Origin of the sequence: Corallococcus sp. CA049B (assembly GCF_003611685.1) — a bacterium.
Classification (GTDB): Bacteria; Myxococcota; Myxococcia; order Myxococcales; family Myxococcaceae; genus Corallococcus; species Corallococcus coralloides.
Map to the genome: position 1 here is coordinate 1 of NZ_RAWC01000115.1, position 22,049 is coordinate 22,049.

The window sequence follows — 22,049 nt, forward strand, 5'->3', positions numbered from 1 at the left end:
GCTGAAGGTCGTGTCGGGACCGGCCTTCCCATACGTGTCCCTGAGCTGCGCGGTGAGCACGGTGGGCCCCTGGACGAGCGGCATGCTGGTCCGGCAGGACCAGCCGCTGGAGCCCGGGCTCGAGGCCGAGCACAGCACGGTCGAGCCCCTGCGCACGGTGACGGTGCCGGACGTCGCCGTCGTCCCGCTGAAGATGGGCGTGACCGTGGCGATGCTCGAGCCCTCGGCAGGGGAGGACACCACGGGAGCGGGCACGAGGGCGTCCACGGTGAAATCGACGGGGGTGCGGGGGCTGGTGGCACCGGTCGCGTCCACCGCCTGCGCCGTGACCGTCTTCGGCCCGTCCATCAAGGGAGCGCTGACCTGGCACATCCAGGCGCCCGTCACGGAATGGGCCTGGGCGCTGCACAGCGTGGAGGTGCCGTAGCGCACGGTGACGGTGTTGTCCGGGTCGGCGGTGCCGGTGAAGACGGGTGTGCGGGAGGTCTCGACGGAGCCGTTCGCGGGCGACGTCACGACCGGCGCGCGCGGCGGCTGCGGCCCCACCACGGAGAGGACGAAGCCGACGATGTCGAAGTTGTCGCTGTTGGAGCCCGTGGCCACCTCCACGGAGGTGTCCCCCGTGGAGAACCGCGCGGTGACATCCACCACGTCCAGATCCAGCCCGCTCATCGAGCCAGGGGCCCCGGACAGACGCGGCAGATCCCCGTCGTGGCTCTGCACCACCCCCAACGTCGAGTGGCTGCTGTTGAAGAAGTCGTCCTCCGGGTTCTGCGCATCCGATACCGGTGTGCCGTTGACGTGCAGCCAGTCCGGGCCCTGGAAGGCATTGCCCTGGTAGGCGATGACGCCCAGCTTCGCCGAATGGGCAGGCGGGATCTCAATGCCGGTCAGCGTGGCTTCGAAGGTCGTGAGCGCGTAGGGCGTGTACAGCCACAGCTTCCGGATGGGCTCGGATTCCAGCTGGTAGAAGACGACCATCCACCATGCGGACGCGGGGTGGGGGCTGTCGAGGTCGCGGAAGTCCAACGCGTCCGCGCCGCTCAACGTGTACGCGCCCGCGCCATGCTGCCGCACCAGCGCCGTCACATCCAAGGTTGCTTCATAGCGGGAGTAGCCGGCCGGGGTCGGATCAAAGATCTCCGAGCCGCCGTTGGCCCTCAAGTCCGTGGAGAAGACGCCCTCCCGGGAGAGGGTCGCCGTCCAGTCAAGCCCCGAGGGGCCGGGCCGGCTGTAGACGGAGGTGGTCCCGCTCCAATACAGCCGCGCATACGTCACGGATGCGCCTGGAGGCAGCACGAGCATCGCCTGGCTCCGGGCCGACCCCGGGGGCACCGACGTATCCGCGAAGGCCATCCCTCCGTCGAGGGTCCAGTGGATGTCCGCGCTGGAGTCCTGGGTGGCCGAGCCGCACGCGCCCACCGTCCCCACGAGCGGGGCCGGACCGGGCGACTCACAGTTCCAGCCCAGCGTGTTGCCCAGCAGCACGAAATCACCGCGCTGCTCCACCTGATACACCGGGGGGTACGTGAACGAGGAGGCAGAGGACTCGGGCGCGAGCAGCGCCAGGGCCAGCAGGGACGCCAGTCCCCACGCGCGAACAAGGAACAGGATGCTCCGGGAAGCGCGGAGACGGACAACGCAGGGATGGGATTCCATGGGGCTTTCGGATGGGACCGTCCGCGAAGCCTGCGCGGGGCGCGCGGCAGCGGGCTGGGCCAGACCCTACCACGGGGAGACGGGAATCCCTCCCTCGCCCCGGGGTGTCATTCCCGCCTCGCATGGACGTGCCTCAATGCCTGGGGATGCCTGGGATTGGCGCGTTCGTGTTTGTCGTGAGTTGCGGCGATCCCGGCTCTGGGTCCAGGCCCAGGCCTTTCAACGCCTTGCATCCGGTGTGGGATGCCTGGCGGGCCTACAGCCCCGTGCTCTTGAGCAGCACGTACGCGTTCTCGCTGGGGAAGTACCCGGGCGAGAAGACGTTCGCGTCCGTGGCGAAGGCCCCGCCGCGCAGGAGCAGGGCGCTCGCGGCCAGTGCCGCCGTTGCACTGGGGTTACGCCGTCAGGGACATTTATTCTCTACGCAGGGGTGAGGGCCGACTCCACCCCGGATGTCTTCACGCGTAGTCTGACCTCAGTTGTTGTTTCAGCGAGTCATCCAGATTGAGCTGCGCGGACAGGAGCTCCCAGTAGTCCGGCCCGCCCACGGTGGGCGCGTCGAGCGTGATGCGTCCTGCCACCCGGTCCAGGTCGGTGACGAACCCGGCAGCCGCGGGGCCGGTGGCGAAGACGTCCTGCGGCTCATTGTCGAGCACGAGCTCGAAGGGCCTGGGGGCGCCGGGGCGCAGCTGTGCGCGCTCCTCGCGATCCATCCGGTGGCGGAAGTCCGGCAGGTCCGCCATGGCCTCTTCGAGGAGGGCGCGCGCCGCTTCGAAGCCCACGTCATTGAGGGGGGAGTCCACCGCCCACAGGGAGAAGGCCTTCTCGACGCCGTCGACGGTCCAGGGCTCGGAGGGATGGCCCGGGTCGAAGGCGAGCGAGTCCATCAGCGCGCGGTCTCCGTAGCGGGCCACGCCATCCACGATGACGAGGCGCACCTGCTTCTCCGTGGCGGAGATCAACGCGTCGTAGGGGTCGCCGTCGGTGCCCGCGATGACCAGCAGGTCCGCGAGCGCGTCGGCTCGGAGCGTGCCCAGCTGGGTCTGCCAGCCCGTGACCCGGGCTGCGTCCGCCGTCACCGAGCGCACCAATGTCTTGGAGGACAGGGACACGCCCTGCCGCGCTGCTTCGTGGCGGGCGACCTTCAGCTCCTGGAGGAGGTTCTTGCTGCCGGTGGGGGACCAATCACAGCCCAGCGAGAACGTCACGCCCGCGCCGAGCAGGTCCGCGATGTGCAATGTCTGTCCATACAGCAGCAGGTTGCTGAAGGGGGACCACACGACCTTGGCGCCCATGGCGGCCATCCTGTCCAGGTCCGGGCGCTGCAATCCCAGGCTGTGGATGCCAATCAGGGAAGGCTGGACGAGGTCATGGTCGGCCAGGTCGACGTAGCGGCGGTGGGCGTAGTCATCCACGCCTTCGCCCAGGTGGTAGAAGTACGCGGCGCGGGACTTCAGGGCTTCGCGGAAGGCTTCGATGTCCTCGGCGTCGTCATGCAGGTCCATCACGCGGGTGCTGCCCGCGGGCAGGTGGTCGTCGCGAGGTTCCTCGACGTTGCGCATGGCGCCCCGGAAGAGGGCCTCTCCGCCGGACACGCGGGTCCGGATGCCCTGGCCGGTGGTCGTGCCCGCCAGCAGCGCCTTGGCTTCGATGTAGCGGACGACGGCGCGGGCCGAGGGGGCGTGGCCGGCGAGCACGCGGATGGGCAGGGAGATGCGCGAGGCGTAGTCCGCGTGGCGCGGCCACTGGGTGCGATTGAGGTAGCGCTTCGGCACCCGCCACAGCGTCAGCACGTCGTAGACGAAGTGGTTGTGCAGGTCGATGAGCCCTGGATACAGCGTCCCCTGCGTGTCGATAACGGGAGCGTTCCGGAAGGCCTCGGGGAGGGGGCCGCCCGACGGCTCGACCGCGACGATGTGGTTGCCCTGGATGAGGACGCGCCCCCGTTCAATCACTTCATCCCGGGAGTTGAGCGTCACCACCCGGCCTTCCAGGATGTAGCGGGGGACGGCGTCGGTGGGCTCGGGTGCTCCGGTGTTCATGGCTCGCCTCCCGTGGCGACAGGCATGCCTTTGAAGATAGGGACGCGATGGGGCAGGTGGGGGAGGGAGGGTCCAAGGGTGTCGCCCCGCGCCCGCTCCGGTGTGGCTTTTTCGCCGCGAAGGTCCAGGCCTGGGGGACACCGGGCACCCTGTACTTCGGGGCTGAGGGGCGCGGGGTGTGCGTGGCCACGCGGCGCCTCTTGCGCCTCAAGGGCTGACCGGGGCTCCCCCGGCCTTCCCGAATCGGAGGGCCGGGGGAACGCGTGTCGGGACCGCGCTCAGTTGTTCTGGATGCTGTCCATCGAGGAGCAGTACGTCGCGTACGCGTGGCCGGAGACAGTGGCGCCGTTCTCGTAGGTGGCGTTCACGTCGAAGGCCACGAAGTGTTTCGCGGGAGGCGTCCCGGCCTTGATGCAGCTGGGGCAGAGCGAGGCCGCCACGGGCGTGAAGGTGAGGCCCGTGTCGCGAACGCCATACTCCGGCATGAGCGCGCCATCGAAGTCGAGCAACTCCGATTCCGGTCCACCCGCCGTGGAGCCAGTCTCCGGGGTTGTGTCCACCGGTACCTTCACCGATGTGAGCGTGGCGAGCTGCGGCGGCCATGGCGCTGTCGGAGACGGGCACTCATCCGTCTCGCCGTTGCTGAATTCGAACACCAGCCTCCACGCGTCCGCGGCGTTCGTCGGCTCCACGTAGCCGAAGTAGGCGTGGTTCAGGGCCACCTGGTTCTCGTCCCACTGGGCCGTGACGGTGGTGTCCTGGCACGTGCCCTCGCAGGTGCCGAAGGGGTCGGTGCCTGCATCCGTGCTGGTGCCCGCGTCGGGAGTGGTGCCCGCGTCCGGCTCCGTGCCTGCGTCCGGTTCGGTGCCTGCGTCCGGTTCGTTGTTCTGGAGGCGGTCGAACGAGGGGCAGTAGGTGGCGTACCCGTGGCCGGTGATGGCGCCGTTCGCGTAGGTGCCGTCCACATCGAAGGCCACGAAGTGCTTCGCGGGAGGCGTCCCGGCCTTGATGCAGCTGGGGCAGAGCGAGGCCGCCACGGGCGTGAAGGTGAGGTTCGTGCTTTGAGCGGAAGGAGGCCATGAGGAGAGGAGCTCGCCATCGAAGTCGATCAGCGTCGCGGTCGGTCCTCCTTGCCCCGAGGAGCCCACCTCCGGAGTCGTGTCCACCGGCACCTTCACCGGGTAGACGTTGACGAGCTGCGGGGAGGGCGGTGCAGTCTCGGACGGGCACTCATCCGTCGAGCCGTTGTTGATCTCGATCCACAGCGTCCACGGGTCCCCGGCGTTCTCCGGCTCCGTGTAGCCGAAGAAGGCGTGGGGCAGGACGCGCTGGTTCCCGCCAATCTGAACCGTGACGGCGGTGTCCTGGCACGCGCCCTCGCAGGTGGTGAAGGGGTCGGTGCCTGCATCCGTGCTGGTGCCCGCGTCCGGCTCGGTGCCTGCGTCCGGCTCGGTGCCTGCGTCAGGGGTGGTGCCCGCGTCCGGCTCGGTGCCCGCATCTACTTCGGTACCCGCGTCCACTTCGGTGCCCGCGTCGGGCTCCGTGCCTGCGTCGGGCTCCGTGCCAGCGTCCACTTCGGTGCCAGCGTCCACTTCGGTGCCCGCGTCGGGCTCCGTGCCTGCGTCGGGAGTCGTACCCGCGTCCACTTCGGTGCCCGCGTCGGGCTCCGTGCCTGCGTCGGGCTCCGTGCCAGCGTCCACTTCGGTGCCAGCGTCAGACTCGGTGCCCGCGTCCACCTCGGTGCCCGCATCGGACTCGGCGCCCGCGTCCACTTCGGCGCCCGCGTCGAACTCGGTACCTGAGTCGGGCGGGGGGCCTGCGTCGGGTCTGGTGCCCGCATCCGGCGGGGTATCGCCGTCATCGGAGCCACACGCAGAAAGGGTAGGTACGACCGCGAGGGAGAAAATCAACAGGGAGAGAATCGGATGTCGCAGGGTCATGCCGCGGATTGTCACGGGTTCCGTGGCGAGAAGCGAGCCGGCTTGTCCCTCCGCGTCATCGTCTCCTGGCGACAAGCCCGGATTGACCCCAACCCGCGAGCATCGGTCCGGTGTGGGGTCGGCCATGGGAGGAGCGGGAGTCACTGCCGTGCGAGGACCCGAGTGCGCGCGGACGCACGCCTCCGGCTGAAACCGTTTTCGCTCCTCATGGGCCCCCACTATCCTGTGTGGCCGAGAAGCCCGGCATCGTGGCTGTCCGTGAGTTCCCGGCCCGCCGCGCGCTGTCTACCCAGGAGATGATATGTCGAGCGAGTACCCACAGGAGCAGTTGCTGGCGTTCGTCCAGGCCATGGCCAACGTGGCGGCGAGCGACGGCCGCATCACCGAAGAGGAGCGCCAGCAGCTCGATGAGGTGGTGCTGAACATCGGCCTGTCGCCCCGCGACCCGCAGGTCGCCGCGCTCATCGAGGCGGAGTTCCAGAAGCCCGGCCGGCTCGCCGACATCGTCGGCAAGATTGAAATCCGCGAACTGCGCGCCTCCCTGCTGCGCATGCTCGTCGAAGTGGCCTGTGCCGACGGAGAGCTCGCGACCGAGGAGCGCGCGTCGGTGAAGGAGGCCGCCACCACCTTCGGTTACGACGCCTCGGTCGCCGACGAGCTCATCACCTGGACGCTCGACTCCATCAAGCTCGACCAGCGCGAGCGCGACATCATGTCGAAGCTGCTCTGACGAGCCGCCCGCGTTCCCTGTTCCTGGCGCCGCCGGGAACAGGGAATGCGAGGTGGGCAGAGGGGCCGCGGCGTCACTCCAGGAGCGCGGCTGGAGGTGATTCGTCGCGCCCACCCGAGAGTGAGCGCGGTCGGCTCCATGTAGAAATACGCCTCGGGCCTGGGAATGAAGCACGGTCACGAAGGAGGCTCCTCACGCGCGTCTCCTCGCGCCCACCAACTGGTTCCAGCTCATCGACAGCCAGCACCAGATCTGGAGTGGTATTCGGGTAACGCCCGGGTGCGAGAGCGGAGATGATGGCTTGGGCCATTCCCTGAGCCCGTATCTTCTGCGTAGGCAGGAAGCTGAGTTGCACGCGGCTCATGTCTTGGGTTGCGCCTGTGGCGCGATCGTCTGTTTCATGTAGAGCTTTCCAAGAGAGTGGAGGCTTTCGGGGCAAGTGCGTAAGCTGTCCGCTCGCGATGTCCCCATGAGCGGGTGTTCCCATGCGCTCGTCGGAGGCTGGCAGCGCGTCATCGTGCTCGGCGCACGGGGAGAAAGCCATGAAGAGTATTGTCTCGATGGTCGTTGGATGCGTGCTGCTCCTGGCATGTGGTGTGCCCCCGGAGGAGAGCGTGGTGGAGCCCCTGGGCAGTCTGTCGTCCGCGTTGTGCAACACGTCGACCCAATGCGGGACCGGACAGTTGCTCCAGTGTTCGGGGAACATCTGTAGCTCCATTTCGGGTACCTCGATCACCTGTGATGGCATCACCGTCACCTGTAGTGGCAGTGGCGGTAGTGAATGCGTCATCGATGGTGTTGCGTACCCGCACGGCTCGGAAAACCCAGCCAACTCCTGCCAGTGGTGCTACGCCAACATCAGCAACACGTCCTGGACCAACGCCGCCGACGGCGAGATCTCCACGTCCATGTGCAAGGGGAGCGGCCCCATCGGCACCTGCGGGCTCAACGAGTGCAGGGGGCGGCCCTGTGACCCGAACGGAGACGGGCAGGAATGCGTGGCACGCTGCGCGAACGGGCAACTGACCTGTGGCTTCGGTACCGGCGACAGCTGAAGCCGCCATGGCGCGGCGGCAAGCATGTGCTCTCGGTGGTCAGGTTCGCCTGTCCATCCTTCAAGGAGAAACCCATGACGTCAGCGAAGCATCAGCCCATCGTCGCGCCAGGACTGCCCAAACCCGCGGGCCCGTACTCTCCCGGCATGCAGCTGGACCGGCTGCTCTTCATCTCCGGACAGGCGGCCAGGGACCCCGCGACCGGCGTGCAGGCCGAGGGAATCGAAGCACAGACAGAGCAGGTGCTGCGCAACCTGGAGCGCATCCTCGTGGCCGGTGGCTCCAGCCTCCAGCACGTCCTGCGCTGCGGCGTCTTCCTGGTGGACATGCAGGAGTTCTCGCGAATGAACGCCGTCTACGAGCGCGTCTTCGCCGGCCACCGCCCCGCACGCACCACCGTGCAGGTGTCCGCGCTTCCGGACACCGGCCTGCGCGTGGAGATTGATTGCATCGCCTACGTGCCTTGATTCAACAGACACGAGGCGACCCGCTCCTTCACGGTCCGCGCGCGTAGCGCAGGCCCTGTCCGTAATAGGCGATGTGGGCCCTTCCGGAGGCATCCAGCGTCAGCGCGGAGTTCGCGCCACCGACCCCGCTGGCGTCCACGGTGGTGAACTCCCAGGCGGTGCCGCTCCAGCGCGCGTACTTCAGGTTCTTGCGGGTGAGGTCCTCGTAGCTGATGTGCGGGCGGCCCTGCGCATCGAGCGCCAGCGCCGGGGTGCCTCCCACGTCATCGGCGGTGTCCACCTGTTCGAGGCTCCACGCGCTGCCCATCCACCGCGCGTACTTGAGGTCCTTGTTCGTCGCATCGCGGTAGGCGATGTGCGGGTGGCCCTGCGCGTCGAGCGCCAGGGAAGCGTCGCGACCCACGTCCGCGCTCGCGTCCACCGTCTCCAGCGTCCAGCCCGTGGCGCCCTTCACCGCGTGGATGAGGGCCTTCTTGTTCATGTCGTAGTAGGCGAGGTGCGGCAGGCCGTCGCGGTCCACCGCCACCGAAGGCGCGCCGCCGTAGGAGCCCGGCGCGTCCACGCGGTCCCGCCTCCACGCCCCGGCGCCGTCGCGCGCGTAGCAGAGCAGCTCGGCGGTGTGGAAGGAGGTGACCAGGTCGATGGTGCACACCAGCGGCTCGTCCGTGGGGCCCAGGCCCATCGCCAGCTGGCTCGCGTTCACCACCGGGTAGGTGGGCGCGGTCACCTCGTCCCGCCAGCGCCCCGCGTCCCAGGACAGGAGGATGGGCACCTCGTCGCTGGAGGAATAGACATACACACGCATCGTGGCGGCGGCGCGCAGCTGCCCCGTGCTCGTGCGCGCCAGGGCCACGTTGCTGGAGAGGACGCCACCCTGGATGGGCGCGGCGCTCCAGCCCTGGGAGTGCCGTCGCGCGAGGAAGACTTCGTAGGTGAAGCCACTGCCTCCGCCCACGTCGTACCAGAGGTAGGCCACCGCCGGCTCGCCGTTCGCCTCGATGACGATGCCCGGCCGCCCGCCGCCCGCCGTGCCCAGCGTCTCCACCTGCCAGCCCGCGCCGCCCGGGAAGCCGCAGCGGTACGGGATGCCCGCTCCGCCGCAGGAGGTGGACTGGGAGCACTGACCGCACGACACCTGCCGCGTCGTGCCACAGGCGTCCTGCACGCTGAGGGTGCCGCAGCCGGCCTCCTGCTTCGCGCAGAGGGCATCGTCGGACTCGGGCACGCAGCCGTGGGCCGGGCAGAAGCCGGCGGGCTGCACCACCTCGGTGGAGGCGAGGGCGGCGCCGGTGGAGCTCACGCCGCTCGTCACGAGGACGCGCCCGTCCGCCAACTGGGTGGCCACGTGGGAGCTGCGCGCGGTGGACAGCGGCGCGGTGAGCGTCCACGTCTCCGTCTCCGCGTCATACAGCTCCACCCACGGGATGACCTTCCCGTCCGCGCCCACGCCGCCCGCCACCAGCACGCGGCCATCCGCGAGCACGGTCGCGGTGTGTCCGCTGCGCGCGACGTTGAGGAAGCCCGTGTCGCGCCAGAGGCCCGTGGCCGGGTCGTACAGCTCCACGCTGGTGGTGCGCACCGCCGTGCCCGTGAAGAAGCCGCGCACGGAGGTGCCGCCGATGAGGAGGACGCGGCAAGGACAAGACAGACAGACAGACAACAACCACCAGCGGAAGATGAGCCGGAAATCTTTCAACAGGGCACTGCGGATGGGGCCTCGTTTGTAGCCGAGGCGCCTTCCTCCCACCAATCCCCCCGGCCCGCGCTCAAGCGCTCCGCGACGCGATGAGCGCGAGGTTGCGCGGGGACAGTCGCGGATCGAAGAGCTGGAGGAGCTCGACCTGGAAGCCCAGCTCCTCCAGGAGGATGGCGCGATCGAGCAGGAGCACGACCTCCAACGCCCGCGCGAAGCGGTCCCTCAGCAGATGGCAGAGCAGGAGCTCCCGCGTCTCGGCGCGAACGGAGACCTCAAAGGCATCCAGCTCGGCGTCCGTCATAGCGGGCTCCAGGCCCAGGCGCTCCAGGCGGTCGCGCGCGTAGACGGCGAAGGGGCCGTCATAGAGCGTCCGGGGCGCGTCCCCTGCCCGCACGAAGCCGCGCTCGGGAAAGCGCTGTCTCGACAGGAGGTCGAACGCGAAGCGCCACGCGTACACCTGCTTCATCCGCGCGAACTCCTCCTCCGTCTTGTGCTGCCGACCCCGCGTCGTCAGCGCCAGGGCATGCGGGGTGAAGGGCAGGGGATGCGCGCCGCCGAAGCGGGAGACCGGATGGTCTCGAGGGGCCTCCAGCTTGTCGTAGCAGCAGCCGACATTCAGGACGAAGCCCGCCCCCTGGCTCTTGCGAATCTGCGTGAGGGCGAGCGGCCCGCAGGTGTGCAGACCGATGGAGGCCCGGTCCCGGCCGGAGAAGAGCGGATCAATCCGCGGTTGGTCCCCGTCCTCGACGGAGGCCTGGATGAAGTGCAGGGTGTCGCCACCCAGGGGGCGGGTCTTCGTCAGCCACCGCCGGCCCTTGTCCTGCAACGCGGCGTCCCGGTCGATGCTGTGGAAGGTCCACCCGAATGTCCGCGCACAGAGGCGGGCGAGGTGTCCCATTCCGCCGCCGATATCGACCGCCTGGTGGACGAAGCGCGTTCTGGGCGCGAGCAGGGCGAGCACCCGCTCGAGCTCGTGGGTCTTCTTGGCGCTGAGTCCCTGCGTCTGGGCGACCGTCAGCGGGTGGATGCCTTCGTGCCAGGGCAGCGCGGTCAGTTCCTGGAGCGAGCCCAGGAGCGCGGACAGGGACGCGGGCGGGGCGCCCACGAGCACCCCCTGGTCCAGCTGGCGCTCGCCCGTTTCATCGAGCGACCGGGCATAGCTCAGCCAGTCCTCGGGAAAAGCGGCGCCGGACCCGGGCCAGCCCTGGAGGATGGAGCGGGACCAGAGCGGAGACCAGGGGCGGAGCTGGTGCGTGAGCGCCTCGAGTCGCGCCTGGAAGTCCATGGCGGCGCATCCTATGCGCCGCCGCTCCGCCGGTTGGTGATTCAGTGCTCCTGCGACAGGTCCTGGTCGTATGGCACGGCCTCCATCAGGTCCGCCAGGCCATCAGCGCCACCAGCGCGATGTGTGGACGCGGATCCATCCCTCAACCGCCACGGAGGAGTGGACGCAGCTTCTGGAGGACGGTGTCCAGAACGTCCTCTGAGTCCACCAGGAACAGCTGTGCCTCCGCTGGATCCTCGGGCTCGAACCTGAACCTGCAGCCCTCGACTGCTGGCATCCCAATCGAGTGATAGAAGCGCATCACGGACCGCACGCTCGGGGCTGTAAATACAAGCAGGCGGTTGCGCTTGCAGTATTCAAATATGTGCAAGACCAGCAATGGGAACGCGTCGCTGCCCCTGATATCGGGTCGCAGGGCGGCCCGGCTCGCTTCGAACAGATTGGGAATGTCAAGGAAGCCCAGGTCCCGATCCGGTTGGTAGCCATGGACCTCGAATCGACCCTGAAACCTCCCGCAGATGCGGCCACCCCCCACCAATACGTCCTGCCTGAAGACTCCGAAGCAGGTGGCGAAGTCATCCCGGTCATCCAGCAACTTGCGGTCGGAGATCCGGATTCCGGAGGGATTGGCTGGATTGAAGTTCCAACCGGCTTCTTCGATGTAGACCTCGAAAAGCAGCCTCCGGTAGGCGTCGAACTCTTCTCCGCGGGTAAGGGTGCGTACTTCAAAGGAGTCTTTCCTGTCTGCCTGCACGTCGGACTACTCCTGGACGGCCGCGGACGTGGGCCCCCGCAGCGATACGCGTTGCTCCAGGGCCCCCAGCGCGGCTTGCATGGCGTCCTTGTACGCAGGGTACCTGGAGGCTTCGTAGCGTCCCTTCGCCCGTTGGATGCGGAAGTCTCGCGTGAGCACGCCATCGGCCAGTCGGGACGCCAGCTTCCACTCCGCGTAGTCCGTGGTGCCGGAGCGCTCCGCCAGGTCCTGCTCCGGGATGTCCTGACCCGAGGGCACCTCGAAATGGGTCACGCTCTCGATGACGAGGGGCGTCCTCGTTTCCAGTGGAGAGTCGCGTCGCTCCGTCTCCCGGAGACTGAGGAAGTTGTGCTCCCAGGGCGAGGGCAGCTGCCCCACGATGCCTCCGCCCGCGGACGCGAACCGGCCGCGCACGACGTATTCGATTTTCAAGGTCAGCGGGCGCTCGGGCTCCTCCAGGTCGGGGGCCCCCAGCGTGGTGACGCTCACGCCTGCCCGGGAGCCTCCCATCATGGTGGCCATCAGTTCCGCGCGCTCGGAGGGCGCTTCGCTGGAAAGGTAATAGCGCAGGGCGGAGGCATGGCTCCCCGTCAGCGTCACCTGCTCCTTCACGTGCAGCGTCGTTCCCTGGAGGCGGACGTGCCGTTCGGCGCGCACGTGGCTCTGGGAGGACTCGGGGATGCGCACGAGCCGGGAGTTCGTGGCATCCAACACCAACGCCTCCCGGCCGCCCAATGCCACCTCCCCGCTGCTCATGGGCGCGGCGGATTTGTTCGTCACATCCACGAAGGTGCCCCCGCCCACCGTCGGCAGGTAGACGACCATGTGGTCGAACTGATCCATCGAGGGCGTGTCCGAGACGATGGGACCCTGTGTCCGCACGAGCGCCAGTTGCGAGGGAATCCCGGCGGCGCCCAGCAGCTGGTGCAGCAGGAGGGAGTGGTCCTTGCAGTCGCCGGTGCGGTTCTTGAGGATTTCGTCCACCGCATGCGGAATGCGGGCCCGTGCCCCAAAGAGGATGCCTCGGTAGGTCAGGCTCTTCTGGACCCACCGGGCCAGCGCGGCGGCACGGGGCGCCTGCTCTTTGGCCGTGCCCGCCTCCTTGGCGGCCAGGGATTTCACGGTGGGCGCGGGCGCGAGCTGCGCGGCAATGGATTTCAGGTAGTCGCTTCCCTCGGCCTCCCACGTCGTACCGACGGGGGCCAGCCACGCCATGGGCAGGTACTCCTGGTAGTCGGGCTGCATGCCCTCCTCGCGGTAGATGGCGGGCTGCTCGACGATGAAGGTCAAGGCATCGGGCGCTTGGAGCGGCTTGATGCCGGGTGAGGCTCGCCACTGCATCGCGTCCACGTCGCCGCGGACGTAGAGCACCGAGCGTGTCGCGGGGATGCTCGCGAAGAAGTCATGTTCGAGGAAGCGCATGGACTTCGGCGGCGTGATGTCGCGCCGGGTGACCACCACCTCCACGGTGTGCCCGGGCTTCAGTCCCGGTACGGGCACCACCAGGGTGCGGCGCTGCGTGCCCTGCTGCGCGGAGGCCCGGTCGGAGACGTAGCAGTCCTCCACCTTGCCCCTGGCCACCACGCGGCCCTGCTCATCCCGGACCTCCACCCGGTTGACGAAGATCTCCTCGGACAGCGGGTTGAGCTCGAACTCGAAGGTGTTGTAGCGCTCCACGCCCGCCGCGTTGTGCACCGTGACCCGGCGCAGGTCGGTGGTGCGCAATTCCTTTCCCTTCACGAAGGAGATGGCGGTGGCCAGCAGGGGGTACTGGCCATTGTGGCCCTTCGCCTCCGCGGGCTTGTCCTTCCGGGCGAGCAGGTCCGGCGGCAGCGCGACCTCCTCGATGGGCGTCTTGAGCACCGAGTTCGTCCCCTGGCCCAGCATGCCGGACACATGCTCGAGGAACTGGCGCGTGTCCGCGGAGGCGGGCTCCAGTTCGAGCGCCTTCTCCAGGGAGGACTTGGCGTCCGCATAGTGCTTGAGCGCGTACTCCACGCGAGCCCGGGCCTGGTAGCCCGTGGGCGACTGCGCTGACTTGCTCACCATCTCCTCGGCGACTTCGAGGGCGAGCTTCGGCTTCTTGGCCTCCAGCCACGTGTTCGCCAGCGCCTCGGACAACTCCAGGGCGTAGCCCTCGCGCTTCTGGCGCTGACGCAGGAGGGCCGCGGCCTGCTCGGGGGCGCCCTTGCGCCGCAGGAGGCCCGCATGCATGAGCGTGGCGTCCGTCGAGTCGGCGCGCTTCCGGTACCGCTGGATGACCTGGAGCGCCTGCGCGACGCGGCCCTTCTCCTCGAGCAGCGTGAGGTACCGGTGCAGGTGGCTCTCGTTGGTGAGGCGGGAGGGGAAGATGGACGCGTAGGCCTGGAATCCTTCGGCCTCACGGCCGCTGCGCACGAGCAGGTAGGCCCGCCAGGACTCCAGCCGCGGCTCCCCCCGGAACCGCTTCGCGTGGGCATTGATGAGCGCGAGCCCCTCCGCGTACTGCTCGGAGCTGGCGTACCCGGCCGCGGCGTTGATGAGCAGCATGGGCACGCCGGGCTCCAGCTCGAAGGCGCGCTTGAACCAGGGCGCGGCCGCGGCGAAGTCCTCCCGGTCGCTGTAGTACCGCGCGAACTGGTCGAAGACCCTGGCGTGGGTGGTCGCGGCGGCCTTGCCCGCCGCCGCGGAGCGGGGCGCCGTCGAGGGGGCGCTGAGCTTGACGGCATCCAGCGCCGAGCGGACCCGGGTGCCGAGCGTGGGCTGGTTCTTGGTCCACCATCCGGCGAGCAGGTACGCCATGTCCCCGTCGCGGAACACGCGCAGCTCGTACTCGTCGACCCCGCCATCCTCACTCTTGGACTCGTAGGAGAGGGCCTGGCCAGAGAGCTTGCCCGTGGTGACCTCGCGGGCATTGCGGACCGCGCCTTCGCGCGAGTCGATTTCGAGGACGCTCATCAGGCCATGGGCCAGGGCGTCCGGAGAGGGGTCCTCTCCGAAGAGCCAGAGGGGGACGACCACCATGCTGGCGTTGTCACCGGTAGCGCCGAAGTCCGCTTCGGGGAACTCCGTCGCGAGGTTGGTGGGCCGAGTCCACAGTCGCCCGTCCAGTTCGACGGAGTATCCATACTCCGTCGACTGTGCCGTCAGGGGACGCGCGGCCGCGGTGGCGGGGGCGGCCTTGCTCTGGGGATTGACCAGGGAGAAGCGCGAGAACAGGCGGTCCGCCTCCGCGAAGAGCTCCTGCTCCCCCTTGGGGCTTCCCCACGCGACGAGCTGATAGGCGTGCTCTCCGTGCGCATAGACCCAGTGCACGTAGGTCAGCGGCATGTTCGCGTGCTGGGCGCGGGAGCGCAGGCGGATGCCCTTCATCCCACCGACGGCAAGGGGCTCGCGTGACAGCTTTTCGACCGTGCCCGTGGCGCTCTCGAGGTTGGCGCTCACGATGTCCGCGAGCAGCTCGGTGCCCTCCTCTTCGTCGGCGAGCTCTCCGTCCGCGAACTTCTCCGGGACGATCATGAAGTACATCTGGGCGTCGCCCCCCCGCGCCATGGCGAACTTCGCGAGCTTGTTGATCCGAGGGGCGTTCAGCGTCGTCCACGGCTTGCCTGGATGCTGGAAGGCGAAGTTCATCTCCTCGTCGCGGATGCCCTCCTCGGGCTTCTCCACCCGGAGATTCGCCGGGATTTCATTCCGGCGTGACATGACCCTGGCGAAGCCAATGCCCATGCCGGTCAGAATGAGGGCCGAGATCGCGATGGCCCACCACGCGTGCGAGCGGCCCTTCAGGAGCCGTTCCTTGTCGGAGCGCAGCTCGACGAGGCCGGTGACGGCGAGGAACAGTCCCAGCAGCATGAGGACGAACGTGAACAGCCCCACCAGGATGGCCGCCGGGGGCGAGCCGAGCACCTTGAACTGCTGGACGAGGAGGATCACCAGCGCGGCGACATCCACCAGCATCAGTGAATAGACCGCCTTGCGGTTCGTGGCGGCATCCTGGAGTGCCTGCCAGCCTTTGAAGAGGCCGAAGAAAAGGAGAGCGATCCAGATGAGCGAGCCGGTGGACAGGTCAGAGGCCGTCGCCGCGGCGAAGAGCAGGGTGGTCATGTGAGGATGGACCGCAGCCTAGCAGGCGTGGCGTTGGACATCCCATCCCCCCCAGGGTCACGAAGGACGAAGCGCTGGCTTCAAAGCGCGTAATTCATTGTCTTTCGGAAAGACTCAACGCTGGGGTGAGGTCTGGCATTACCCGGCTGGACGTTGAGCCGCCGCGTTCTACTTCTTCGTCGCGTCGATTCTCAGGGCGAAGGAGCTGGTCGTGGACCCATCCGGGCACACGGCAGTGTTCGTCCCAGAGAGCTCGATGACCAGCGTATTGCCGCTCAGGGTGCCGGTCCCTTCGGCGACGTTCTGCGTGACCTCACAGTCCCTGACCTCCTTGGGAGGGCAATACTTGGAGACCACCTGGAACGTCGTATCGCTCGTCACGGCGGCCCCGATGTCGCAGTCAGGGTCCTTGATGATCACCGTGTCCGCGCCCTTGCCCTCCACGATGGTCAACGTCCCATTGGTGGGCTTGCCCTGGGTGGTTTCGCCGTTGGAGGTGAGGATCGGCGTCGTCACGCTGTCGTACTCGCCCACGAAGTTACCGCTCGCGGAGCCACAAGCGGAGAGGGAGAGGAAGGTGAGAAGGGCGGCGATACGTGGGGCCATGGTGGAGAAGTCTCCTGGTGGAAGGGCCACAGGATAACCCTGCTCCTTCTTCTCTCCGCACGCCCATCAATCCAGCCAGCGCGAGAGCTCGTATTTGACTCGTTGCAGGTCGTACGCCTTGCGCTCCTTCCACTCCTCCGCCATCAACTCATCGGTTTCACGAATGAAGTCCCAGAGGGCCCGGGCTATCTCTATTTCAGACTTGCGCTCTCCTGCCGCATTCTGAGCTGTCCACTGGACTAGCTTGTCGATGTTGGGGAGCGTTATCTGCCTGTCACGCGAGACAAAGGGGCAGACCATTCGAGGCCGGTACCAGGGAGCCAGTCGACCAAAGAGTTCGTCTAGCTCTCCTGAGATATATTGAAGGGCTTGGTATTCTTCGGGACAGGGCATCGAAGGGCGATGACTGGCGAGCAAAAAGGGATTGCTCGTGTCTAGTTCAAGAAGGATCGAATGTAACCCCTCCTTCGAAACGCCCGCGTCCTCACGTCGACGCGAGAAGACATACCTACCAGTAGCTCTTTGCCCATGATAGCCGTGGTGGTCGAAAAAATCGGGCAGCATGTAATTGAGCCACCAGTAGTCGTTTCCCATCTGGATCTCAGCTTGGGACTCTCCCCTTCTGAAGATGAGCGTAGGTCCGCTGCTTGAGTACCCGATGGGGTGAATCAAGTCGACTCGCTCTTTTGATAAGAGTTCATCGAGAGGCATCTGCTTCCCATCGCGCACTCTGAGCCGGAAACGGCGCCACTCCTCTTTGGTGACTTCAGGGCCCAGCGCCAACAATTTGGAAGACAATGACGCAGCCTCAAGCTCAGAAGACTCCGGACTCTTGCTGCGCAGTTCGCCGACATGGCTGGGAAGGAACTTTTTGACAGTCCTCTGCAGCTTCCTGTGGATTACTTGCGCCCCCTCTTCTGTGAGCTGCTCTCGATTGATCAATAGGAAATCACTGGCTCGGCCGTCATGAATATTGCAGCGTATATTGAGGAATCGATAGTTGCTTCGATGGGTTAGGGTGCTGAGTGGCGCCCCTCTGTAATAAAACCGAATCTGCGTATCGTCGTGAGGGCTGACCTCTAGAGTGATTTCCAGATTTGTTTCGGGATCGAAAGCCGCCTTGTCAAATAGATTTCCAGTGACGAGCGTCTGGTTGGGGGCGCCTGCTATCGTGATCGGACAGGCGCATGCTTCCGAGAACTTGCGAACGATTTCCTTGGTGAACTCAATCTCGTGAGGGAAGTCGAGACCTGTCACCGGGTCAAAGGCCTCACGCGCTTCCGAGAACTGTATCAACTCGTTGAAGCCAAGCTGGCTGGGGATACGAGCTAGCTCAAGATGGAACTCCACCCTGGTTCCGACCGGAATCCTGGCCTCTGCCCCTTCGAGCCGTCTGATCGAAAGCCCATCCATGCTATTGCCTTGGCCGTTCTGGAGGGTCACCTCGATGGCCTCTTGCGTTGCATGGTGACGTGACCTGAGCATCACCTTGTCCGTGAAGAGGAAGGCGCTCTGCAGCCCGATGCCGAAGATTCCGGAGGGCCGCATCCATTCCGGCATCTCCCGGACCATCCTCTGCCGGTCGGGATTCTTCGAGGAGGCGCCGATTCGTTGGATGTACCTGACGTCGTTCAGCGAGATCCCCGTGCCCTTGTCTTCGATGAAGACCCGCCATCGGCCCGTTTGTGACGCTTCGTCGGACGGGACGCGCTCGAACCCGACGCGGATGGGAAACTCCTTCAGGACCTCGCGGAGACTCGCGGGCGTCAGTTTCGACAGTTCCTCGCTCGACTTCGAGGACCATCGGTCCGCCCAGACGCGAAGGATCGTGGCATCGACTGCATTCTGCAGAAGTTCCCGGATGCAGCTGAAATGGTTCGCATAGATGTTGGCCCCTCGGACCAACGTCAGGATCTGTTCTCGGTCCACCTCGAAGCGGGGCCTGCGGCCTGGCTCAAGCGTGAGATAGCCTTTGATATGGGCCTGGACCTTGCCGAGGCTGGGTAAGGCCCCGAAGTCTCGGGAGGGCGCGACTTCCGACCACTGCGCCATCTGGTTCTTCAGCTCGGCGCGAAGCCATTCCAGCCACTGGTCCGTGACCTCATAGGATTCATAGGACCCACACTCAGCTTCGACCTCGATCCGCGTGGTTGAAACCTGGAAGTGGTTGATGGAAGCGTGCTTCTCGTAATGTGCCAAGGACGACGCTGGGAGCGTTCCGAAGCTTCGACTCATCACAGGGCAGAAGCGGCCGTTGTCCAGGTCCAGCAGGTCGCCTAGCCTGAGCATGCAGGCCACGAAGCGTGGGTGGGCATCATCCGTTCCGAGGCCGGCTTCCTCGGAGGGAAGCAGCATCGTGTCCTCAAAGGAACGCCCATGATGCGCGCAGATTTTGCCCAGGAGCCGGAACAGCCGCATGGGAATCAGGTGGGTCCGGGGGCTGTGCAGCCCGATGGTCCGCACCGGGTCCATGATGATCTGTGCCGCGTTCGATGCGTGCTGCCGCCTTGCGTATTCAGCGATGGTGAGGGTCAGGATTCGACTGACCTCAATGGGCCAGTCTCTGGCAAGCCCTTCCGGTGGAGAACGCCCGTCGAACAGCGTTGATGCCTGGCGCAACTCCGGGTCCGGATTGTCGCTCAGCTGCGACAGGAAGTCCTTGAAGCCCGGAGTGCTCCACCAGCTGCGCACCTTCTCATCGGTCACCACCATGCCGATGTCGTGCTGGTAGGCCGCCTCAAGCAATAACCAGAGGTCTGTCGCGGACAGGGCGTCGATTCGCGCCGGTCCCAGCATGCGCGCCACTTGTACGAGAATCGTGTTGGAGTGGGAGGCGTCGTGACGGCTGTAGTGCGGGAAGTAGCGCAGGACCGTCTGCAGCGCGTCGGAGACGAGCCGCCGGTCGTACTCCCATTGGCTCAGGAGGAGAGACAGGTCGGGGTTCTGCTCGCACTTTCTTCGGAGTGCCTGCTCGAACGTGAACCACATGGAGTGGAGCCTCGCTGAAGCTGCGAAAGAGCGCTGCACCCCAGGGATAACATGCGAACACGCATGGATGCCTCCGGAGAGGCTCCGGAGGCATGGCAAGGCATTGAGGGGAGTGGGCCCTCCTGGATTCGAACCAGGGACCAATCGGTTATGAGCCGACAGCTCTAACCGCTGAGCTAAGGGCCCTCGCGCTGACTATAAGCCCTTGCCGTCCTTCTTCACCACGCGGAACACCTCACCGCGTTCGTCCACGGTGACGCCCTCCGCGCGCAGCCGCTTCGCCTGCTCGTGCGCCACCGGGGGCGCCAGCGTCCCGTCCGAGCGGATGACCCGCCACCAGGGCACCTGCGTGGCCTGCCCCGGCAGGTGCTTCAACTCCCGCCCCACGCCCCGCGCCGCGCCCGGCCTGCCCGCGTAGATGGCCACCTGCGCGTAGGAGCGCACCTCGCCCCGGGGAATGGAGCGGACCTGCTTCATCACGCTGTCGGAGAAGGGCAGGGGCTTCTTCGCGGCCATGGCGCACCTCACACTGGGACGAAAACGACGAAGGCCCCCGTCCACTCAGGGAACGGAGGCCTTCAAGTTCAGCGGTCAGTCTACTCCGGCGGCTTTAGCTCTCCACGAAGGAGCGCAGGCGCTTGGAGCGGCTGGGGTGGCGCAGCTTGCGCAGCGCCTTGGCTTCAATCTGGCGGATGCGCTCGCGCGTCACCTCGAAGTCCTGGCCCACCTCTTCCAGCGTGTGGTCGCTCTTCTCGCCAATGCCGAAGCGCATGCGCAGGACCTTCTCCTCGCGCGGCGTGAGCGTGGCCAGCACCTTCCGCGTCTGCTCGGCCAGGTTCATGTTGATGACCGCGTCCGCGGGCGACACCAGGCTCTTGTCCTCGATGAAGTCGCCCAGGTGGCTGTCCTCTTCCTCGCCAATGGGCGTCTCCAGGGAGATGGGCTCCTTGGCGATCTTCAGGACCTTGCGCACCTTGTCGAGCGGCAGCTCCATCTTCTCCGCGATTTCCTCCGGCGTCGGCTCGCGGCCAATCTCCTGCACGAGGTAGCGGCTCGTGCGGATGAGCTTGTTGATGGTCTCGATCATGTGCACCGGGATGCGGATGGTGCGGGCCTGGTCCGCGATGGCGCGGGTGATGGCCTGACGGATCCACCAGGTGGCGTAGGTCGAGAACTTGTAGCCGCGCTTGTACTCGAACTTGTCCACCGCCTTCATCAGGCCGATGTTGCCCTCCTGGATGAGGTCCAGGAACTGCAGGCCGCGGTTCGTGTACTTCTTCGCGATGGAGACCACGAGGCGCAGGTTCGCCTCCACCAGCTCGCTCTTGGCGCGCTCGGCGCGCTTCTCACCCAGGCGGATGGCGTCGTAGTTGCGGCGGAGCGCGTCCACCGGGAGGTTGGCTTCCTCCTCCACGCGCTTGATCTTCCGCACCGCCGTGCGCACGTCGCGGTCCAGGACCTCCAGCTGCTCAGGCGTGAAGTTGAGCTGCTTCTGGAGCTTCTTGGCGATGTTCGGGTTCTCGCGCGACTCCTTCAGCTGCGGGCGCAGGTCCTTCATGTTGACCTGGTAGCGGCGCTCCAGGTCCCCGAGCTCCTCCTCCGCCTTCTCCACGCGCTCGATGAGGCCCTTGAGGTTCACGACGATGCGGTCCACCTGCTTCTTGTTCAGCCGCATCTCCTCCAGGACCTCCATCATCTTGGTCCGAAGGTCCTTCACCTCCTGCTTCAGCTCCTTCTTGCGGACTTCCGTGAGCTTCTTCTTCCCGGAGAGCTCCTCCTCCAGGACCTCGCAGTCCTTGGCGAACTTGCGGAAGCGCTCGATCTGCTTGGAGATCTGCTCGATCTTGTTGAGCTCGCTCTGCGCCAGCTGCGCGGGGGCCTCGCCCTCGGCTGCCTCCTCGGCGGGCTCCTCCGCGTTCTCAGACTGGGCCTCTTCGGGCGCGTCCTTGATGACGTCGCGCACGCGCAGCTTGCCCGTCTTCAGGCGGTTGCTGATGTCCAGGATGTCCGCCACGGCGACGCGGCAGGCGAGCAGCGCGCGCAGGACTTCCTTCTCACCCTCTTCGATGCGCTTGGCGATCTCCACCTCGCCCTCGCGGGTGAGGAGGCTGACGCTGCCCATCTTGCGCAGGTAGAGGCGGACGGGATCGTTGGACTTGCCGCCCGGCTCGTCGTCCTCGTCCTTCTCGTCCTCGTCCTGGTCTTCCTTCTCTTCCTCGACGGCGACGGTGGGCTTGATCTCGTTGGACTGCGCGGCCTTCTGCGCGTCCACGATCTCGATGTCGTTGTCGCCGAACATGCTCATCACGTCGTCGATCTGATCGGACGACACGATGTCGGCGGGGAGGGCGTCGTTCACCTCGTCATAGGTGAGGAAGCCCTTCTCGCGGCCCGCGGCCAGCAGGTCCTTGACCTCCTTGCGCTCGGCGACGGGATCCTCCTCCACGTCGTCTTCCACGGCGTCCGGGTCCACCTGGACGGCGGCGGCGGCTTCCTCCGCGGCCTCCTCGGGGTCCACGTCGTCGGCCATGGCGGCGACGCCCTTCTTCTTCTTGATCTTCTCGGGCGCCTCGGCGGGGGCGTCCTTCGCCAGCAGCTCCTTCTCCTCAGGCTCCGCTGCCTTCGTGACCTTCGCCGCAGGGCTGTCCGGGGCCTTCTTCTTGCGGATCACCGGGTCCACCTTCTTCTTGGTGGGCTTCACGGATGCCTTGGGGGGCTTCTGCGTCGGCATTCGGGTACTT

At 66.7% G+C, this 22,049-nt stretch carries 14 protein-coding genes and 1 tRNA gene; 3 read left to right on the plus strand and 12 right to left on the minus strand.

Going from position 1 to position 22,049, the window contains the following annotated elements; translation table 11 throughout:
* The 3 genes from D7W82_RS23465 to D7W82_RS42390 form a co-directional block, all read right to left on the minus strand.
* The coding region (locus D7W82_RS23465) for an Ig-like domain-containing protein (RefSeq protein WP_147439488.1) at window positions 1-1,659 on the minus strand (1,659 nt) is incomplete at its 3' end.
* A gap of 458 nt (window positions 1,660-2,117) precedes the next feature.
* A complete protein-coding gene (locus tag D7W82_RS23475) occupies window positions 2,118-3,701 on the minus strand; it encodes an amidohydrolase family protein (RefSeq protein WP_120620489.1) in 1,584 nt (527 codons plus the stop codon).
* Window positions 3,702-3,979: 278 nt separating this feature from the next.
* Window positions 3,980-5,473 (minus strand): hypothetical protein, encoded by a 1,494-nt coding sequence (locus tag D7W82_RS42390; RefSeq protein WP_304988739.1) that lies wholly within the window; start codon window positions 5,471-5,473, stop codon window positions 3,980-3,982.
* Window positions 5,474-5,942: 469 nt separating this feature from the next.
* Between D7W82_RS42390 and D7W82_RS23485 the strand changes: the two genes are divergently transcribed.
* The 3 genes from D7W82_RS23485 to D7W82_RS23490 all read left to right on the plus strand — a co-directional run bounded on the left by D7W82_RS23485 (window position 5,943) and on the right by D7W82_RS23490 (window position 7,893).
* Window positions 5,943-6,371 (plus strand): tellurite resistance TerB family protein, encoded by a 429-nt coding sequence (locus D7W82_RS23485; RefSeq protein ID WP_120620490.1) that lies wholly within the window; start codon window positions 5,943-5,945, stop codon window positions 6,369-6,371.
* 542 nt (window positions 6,372-6,913) lie between these two features.
* Entirely contained in the window at window positions 6,914-7,426 is a 513-nt protein-coding gene (locus tag D7W82_RS40150; RefSeq protein WP_147439490.1) for a hypothetical protein, read from the plus strand.
* Window positions 7,427-7,500: 74 nt separating this feature from the next.
* Window positions 7,501-7,893, plus strand: coding sequence for a RidA family protein (locus D7W82_RS23490; RefSeq protein WP_120620491.1), 393 nt, complete (start codon window positions 7,501-7,503; stop codon window positions 7,891-7,893).
* A gap of 28 nt (window positions 7,894-7,921) precedes the next feature.
* Here the strand turns inward: D7W82_RS23490 and D7W82_RS41055 are convergent, their stop codons facing one another.
* The 9 genes from D7W82_RS41055 to rpoD all read right to left on the minus strand — a co-directional run bounded on the left by D7W82_RS41055 (window position 7,922) and on the right by rpoD (window position 22,039).
* Window positions 7,922-9,589 (minus strand): kelch repeat-containing protein, encoded by a 1,668-nt coding sequence (locus tag D7W82_RS41055; RefSeq protein WP_233587895.1) that lies wholly within the window; start codon window positions 9,587-9,589, stop codon window positions 7,922-7,924.
* Window positions 9,590-9,659: 70 nt separating this feature from the next.
* On the minus strand, window positions 9,660-10,874 hold the full coding sequence (locus D7W82_RS23500; RefSeq protein WP_120620492.1) for a methyltransferase: 1,215 nt from the start codon (window positions 10,872-10,874) through the stop codon (window positions 9,660-9,662).
* A gap of 142 nt (window positions 10,875-11,016) precedes the next feature.
* On the minus strand, window positions 11,017-11,628 hold the full coding sequence (locus tag D7W82_RS23505) for a hypothetical protein (RefSeq protein WP_120620493.1): 612 nt from the start codon (window positions 11,626-11,628) through the stop codon (window positions 11,017-11,019).
* A 6-nt stretch (window positions 11,629-11,634) separates the two neighbouring features.
* On the minus strand, window positions 11,635-15,714 hold the full coding sequence (locus tag D7W82_RS23510; protein ID WP_120620494.1) for a DUF3857 domain-containing transglutaminase family protein: 4,080 nt from the start codon (window positions 15,712-15,714) through the stop codon (window positions 11,635-11,637).
* 168 nt (window positions 15,715-15,882) lie between these two features.
* Window positions 15,883-16,320: a hypothetical protein gene (locus tag D7W82_RS23515; protein ID WP_120620495.1), complete on the minus strand. Its 438-nt coding sequence runs from the start codon at window positions 16,318-16,320 to the stop codon at window positions 15,883-15,885.
* 66 nt (window positions 16,321-16,386) lie between these two features.
* On the minus strand, window positions 16,387-19,308 hold the full coding sequence (locus tag D7W82_RS23520) for an ATP-binding protein (protein ID WP_120620496.1): 2,922 nt from the start codon (window positions 19,306-19,308) through the stop codon (window positions 16,387-16,389).
* 113 nt (window positions 19,309-19,421) lie between these two features.
* Window positions 19,422-19,494 (minus strand) — tRNA-Ile (locus D7W82_RS23525).
* Between the two features lie 9 nt (window positions 19,495-19,503).
* Complete coding sequence (locus tag D7W82_RS23530) at window positions 19,504-19,824, minus strand: MGMT family protein (RefSeq protein ID WP_120620497.1); 321 nt, start codon at window positions 19,822-19,824, stop codon at window positions 19,504-19,506.
* 94 nt (window positions 19,825-19,918) lie between these two features.
* Window positions 19,919-22,039, minus strand: coding sequence for an RNA polymerase sigma factor RpoD (gene rpoD, locus D7W82_RS23535; protein ID WP_120525789.1), 2,121 nt, complete (start codon window positions 22,037-22,039; stop codon window positions 19,919-19,921).
* Between the last annotated feature and the right edge of the window lie 10 nt (window positions 22,040-22,049).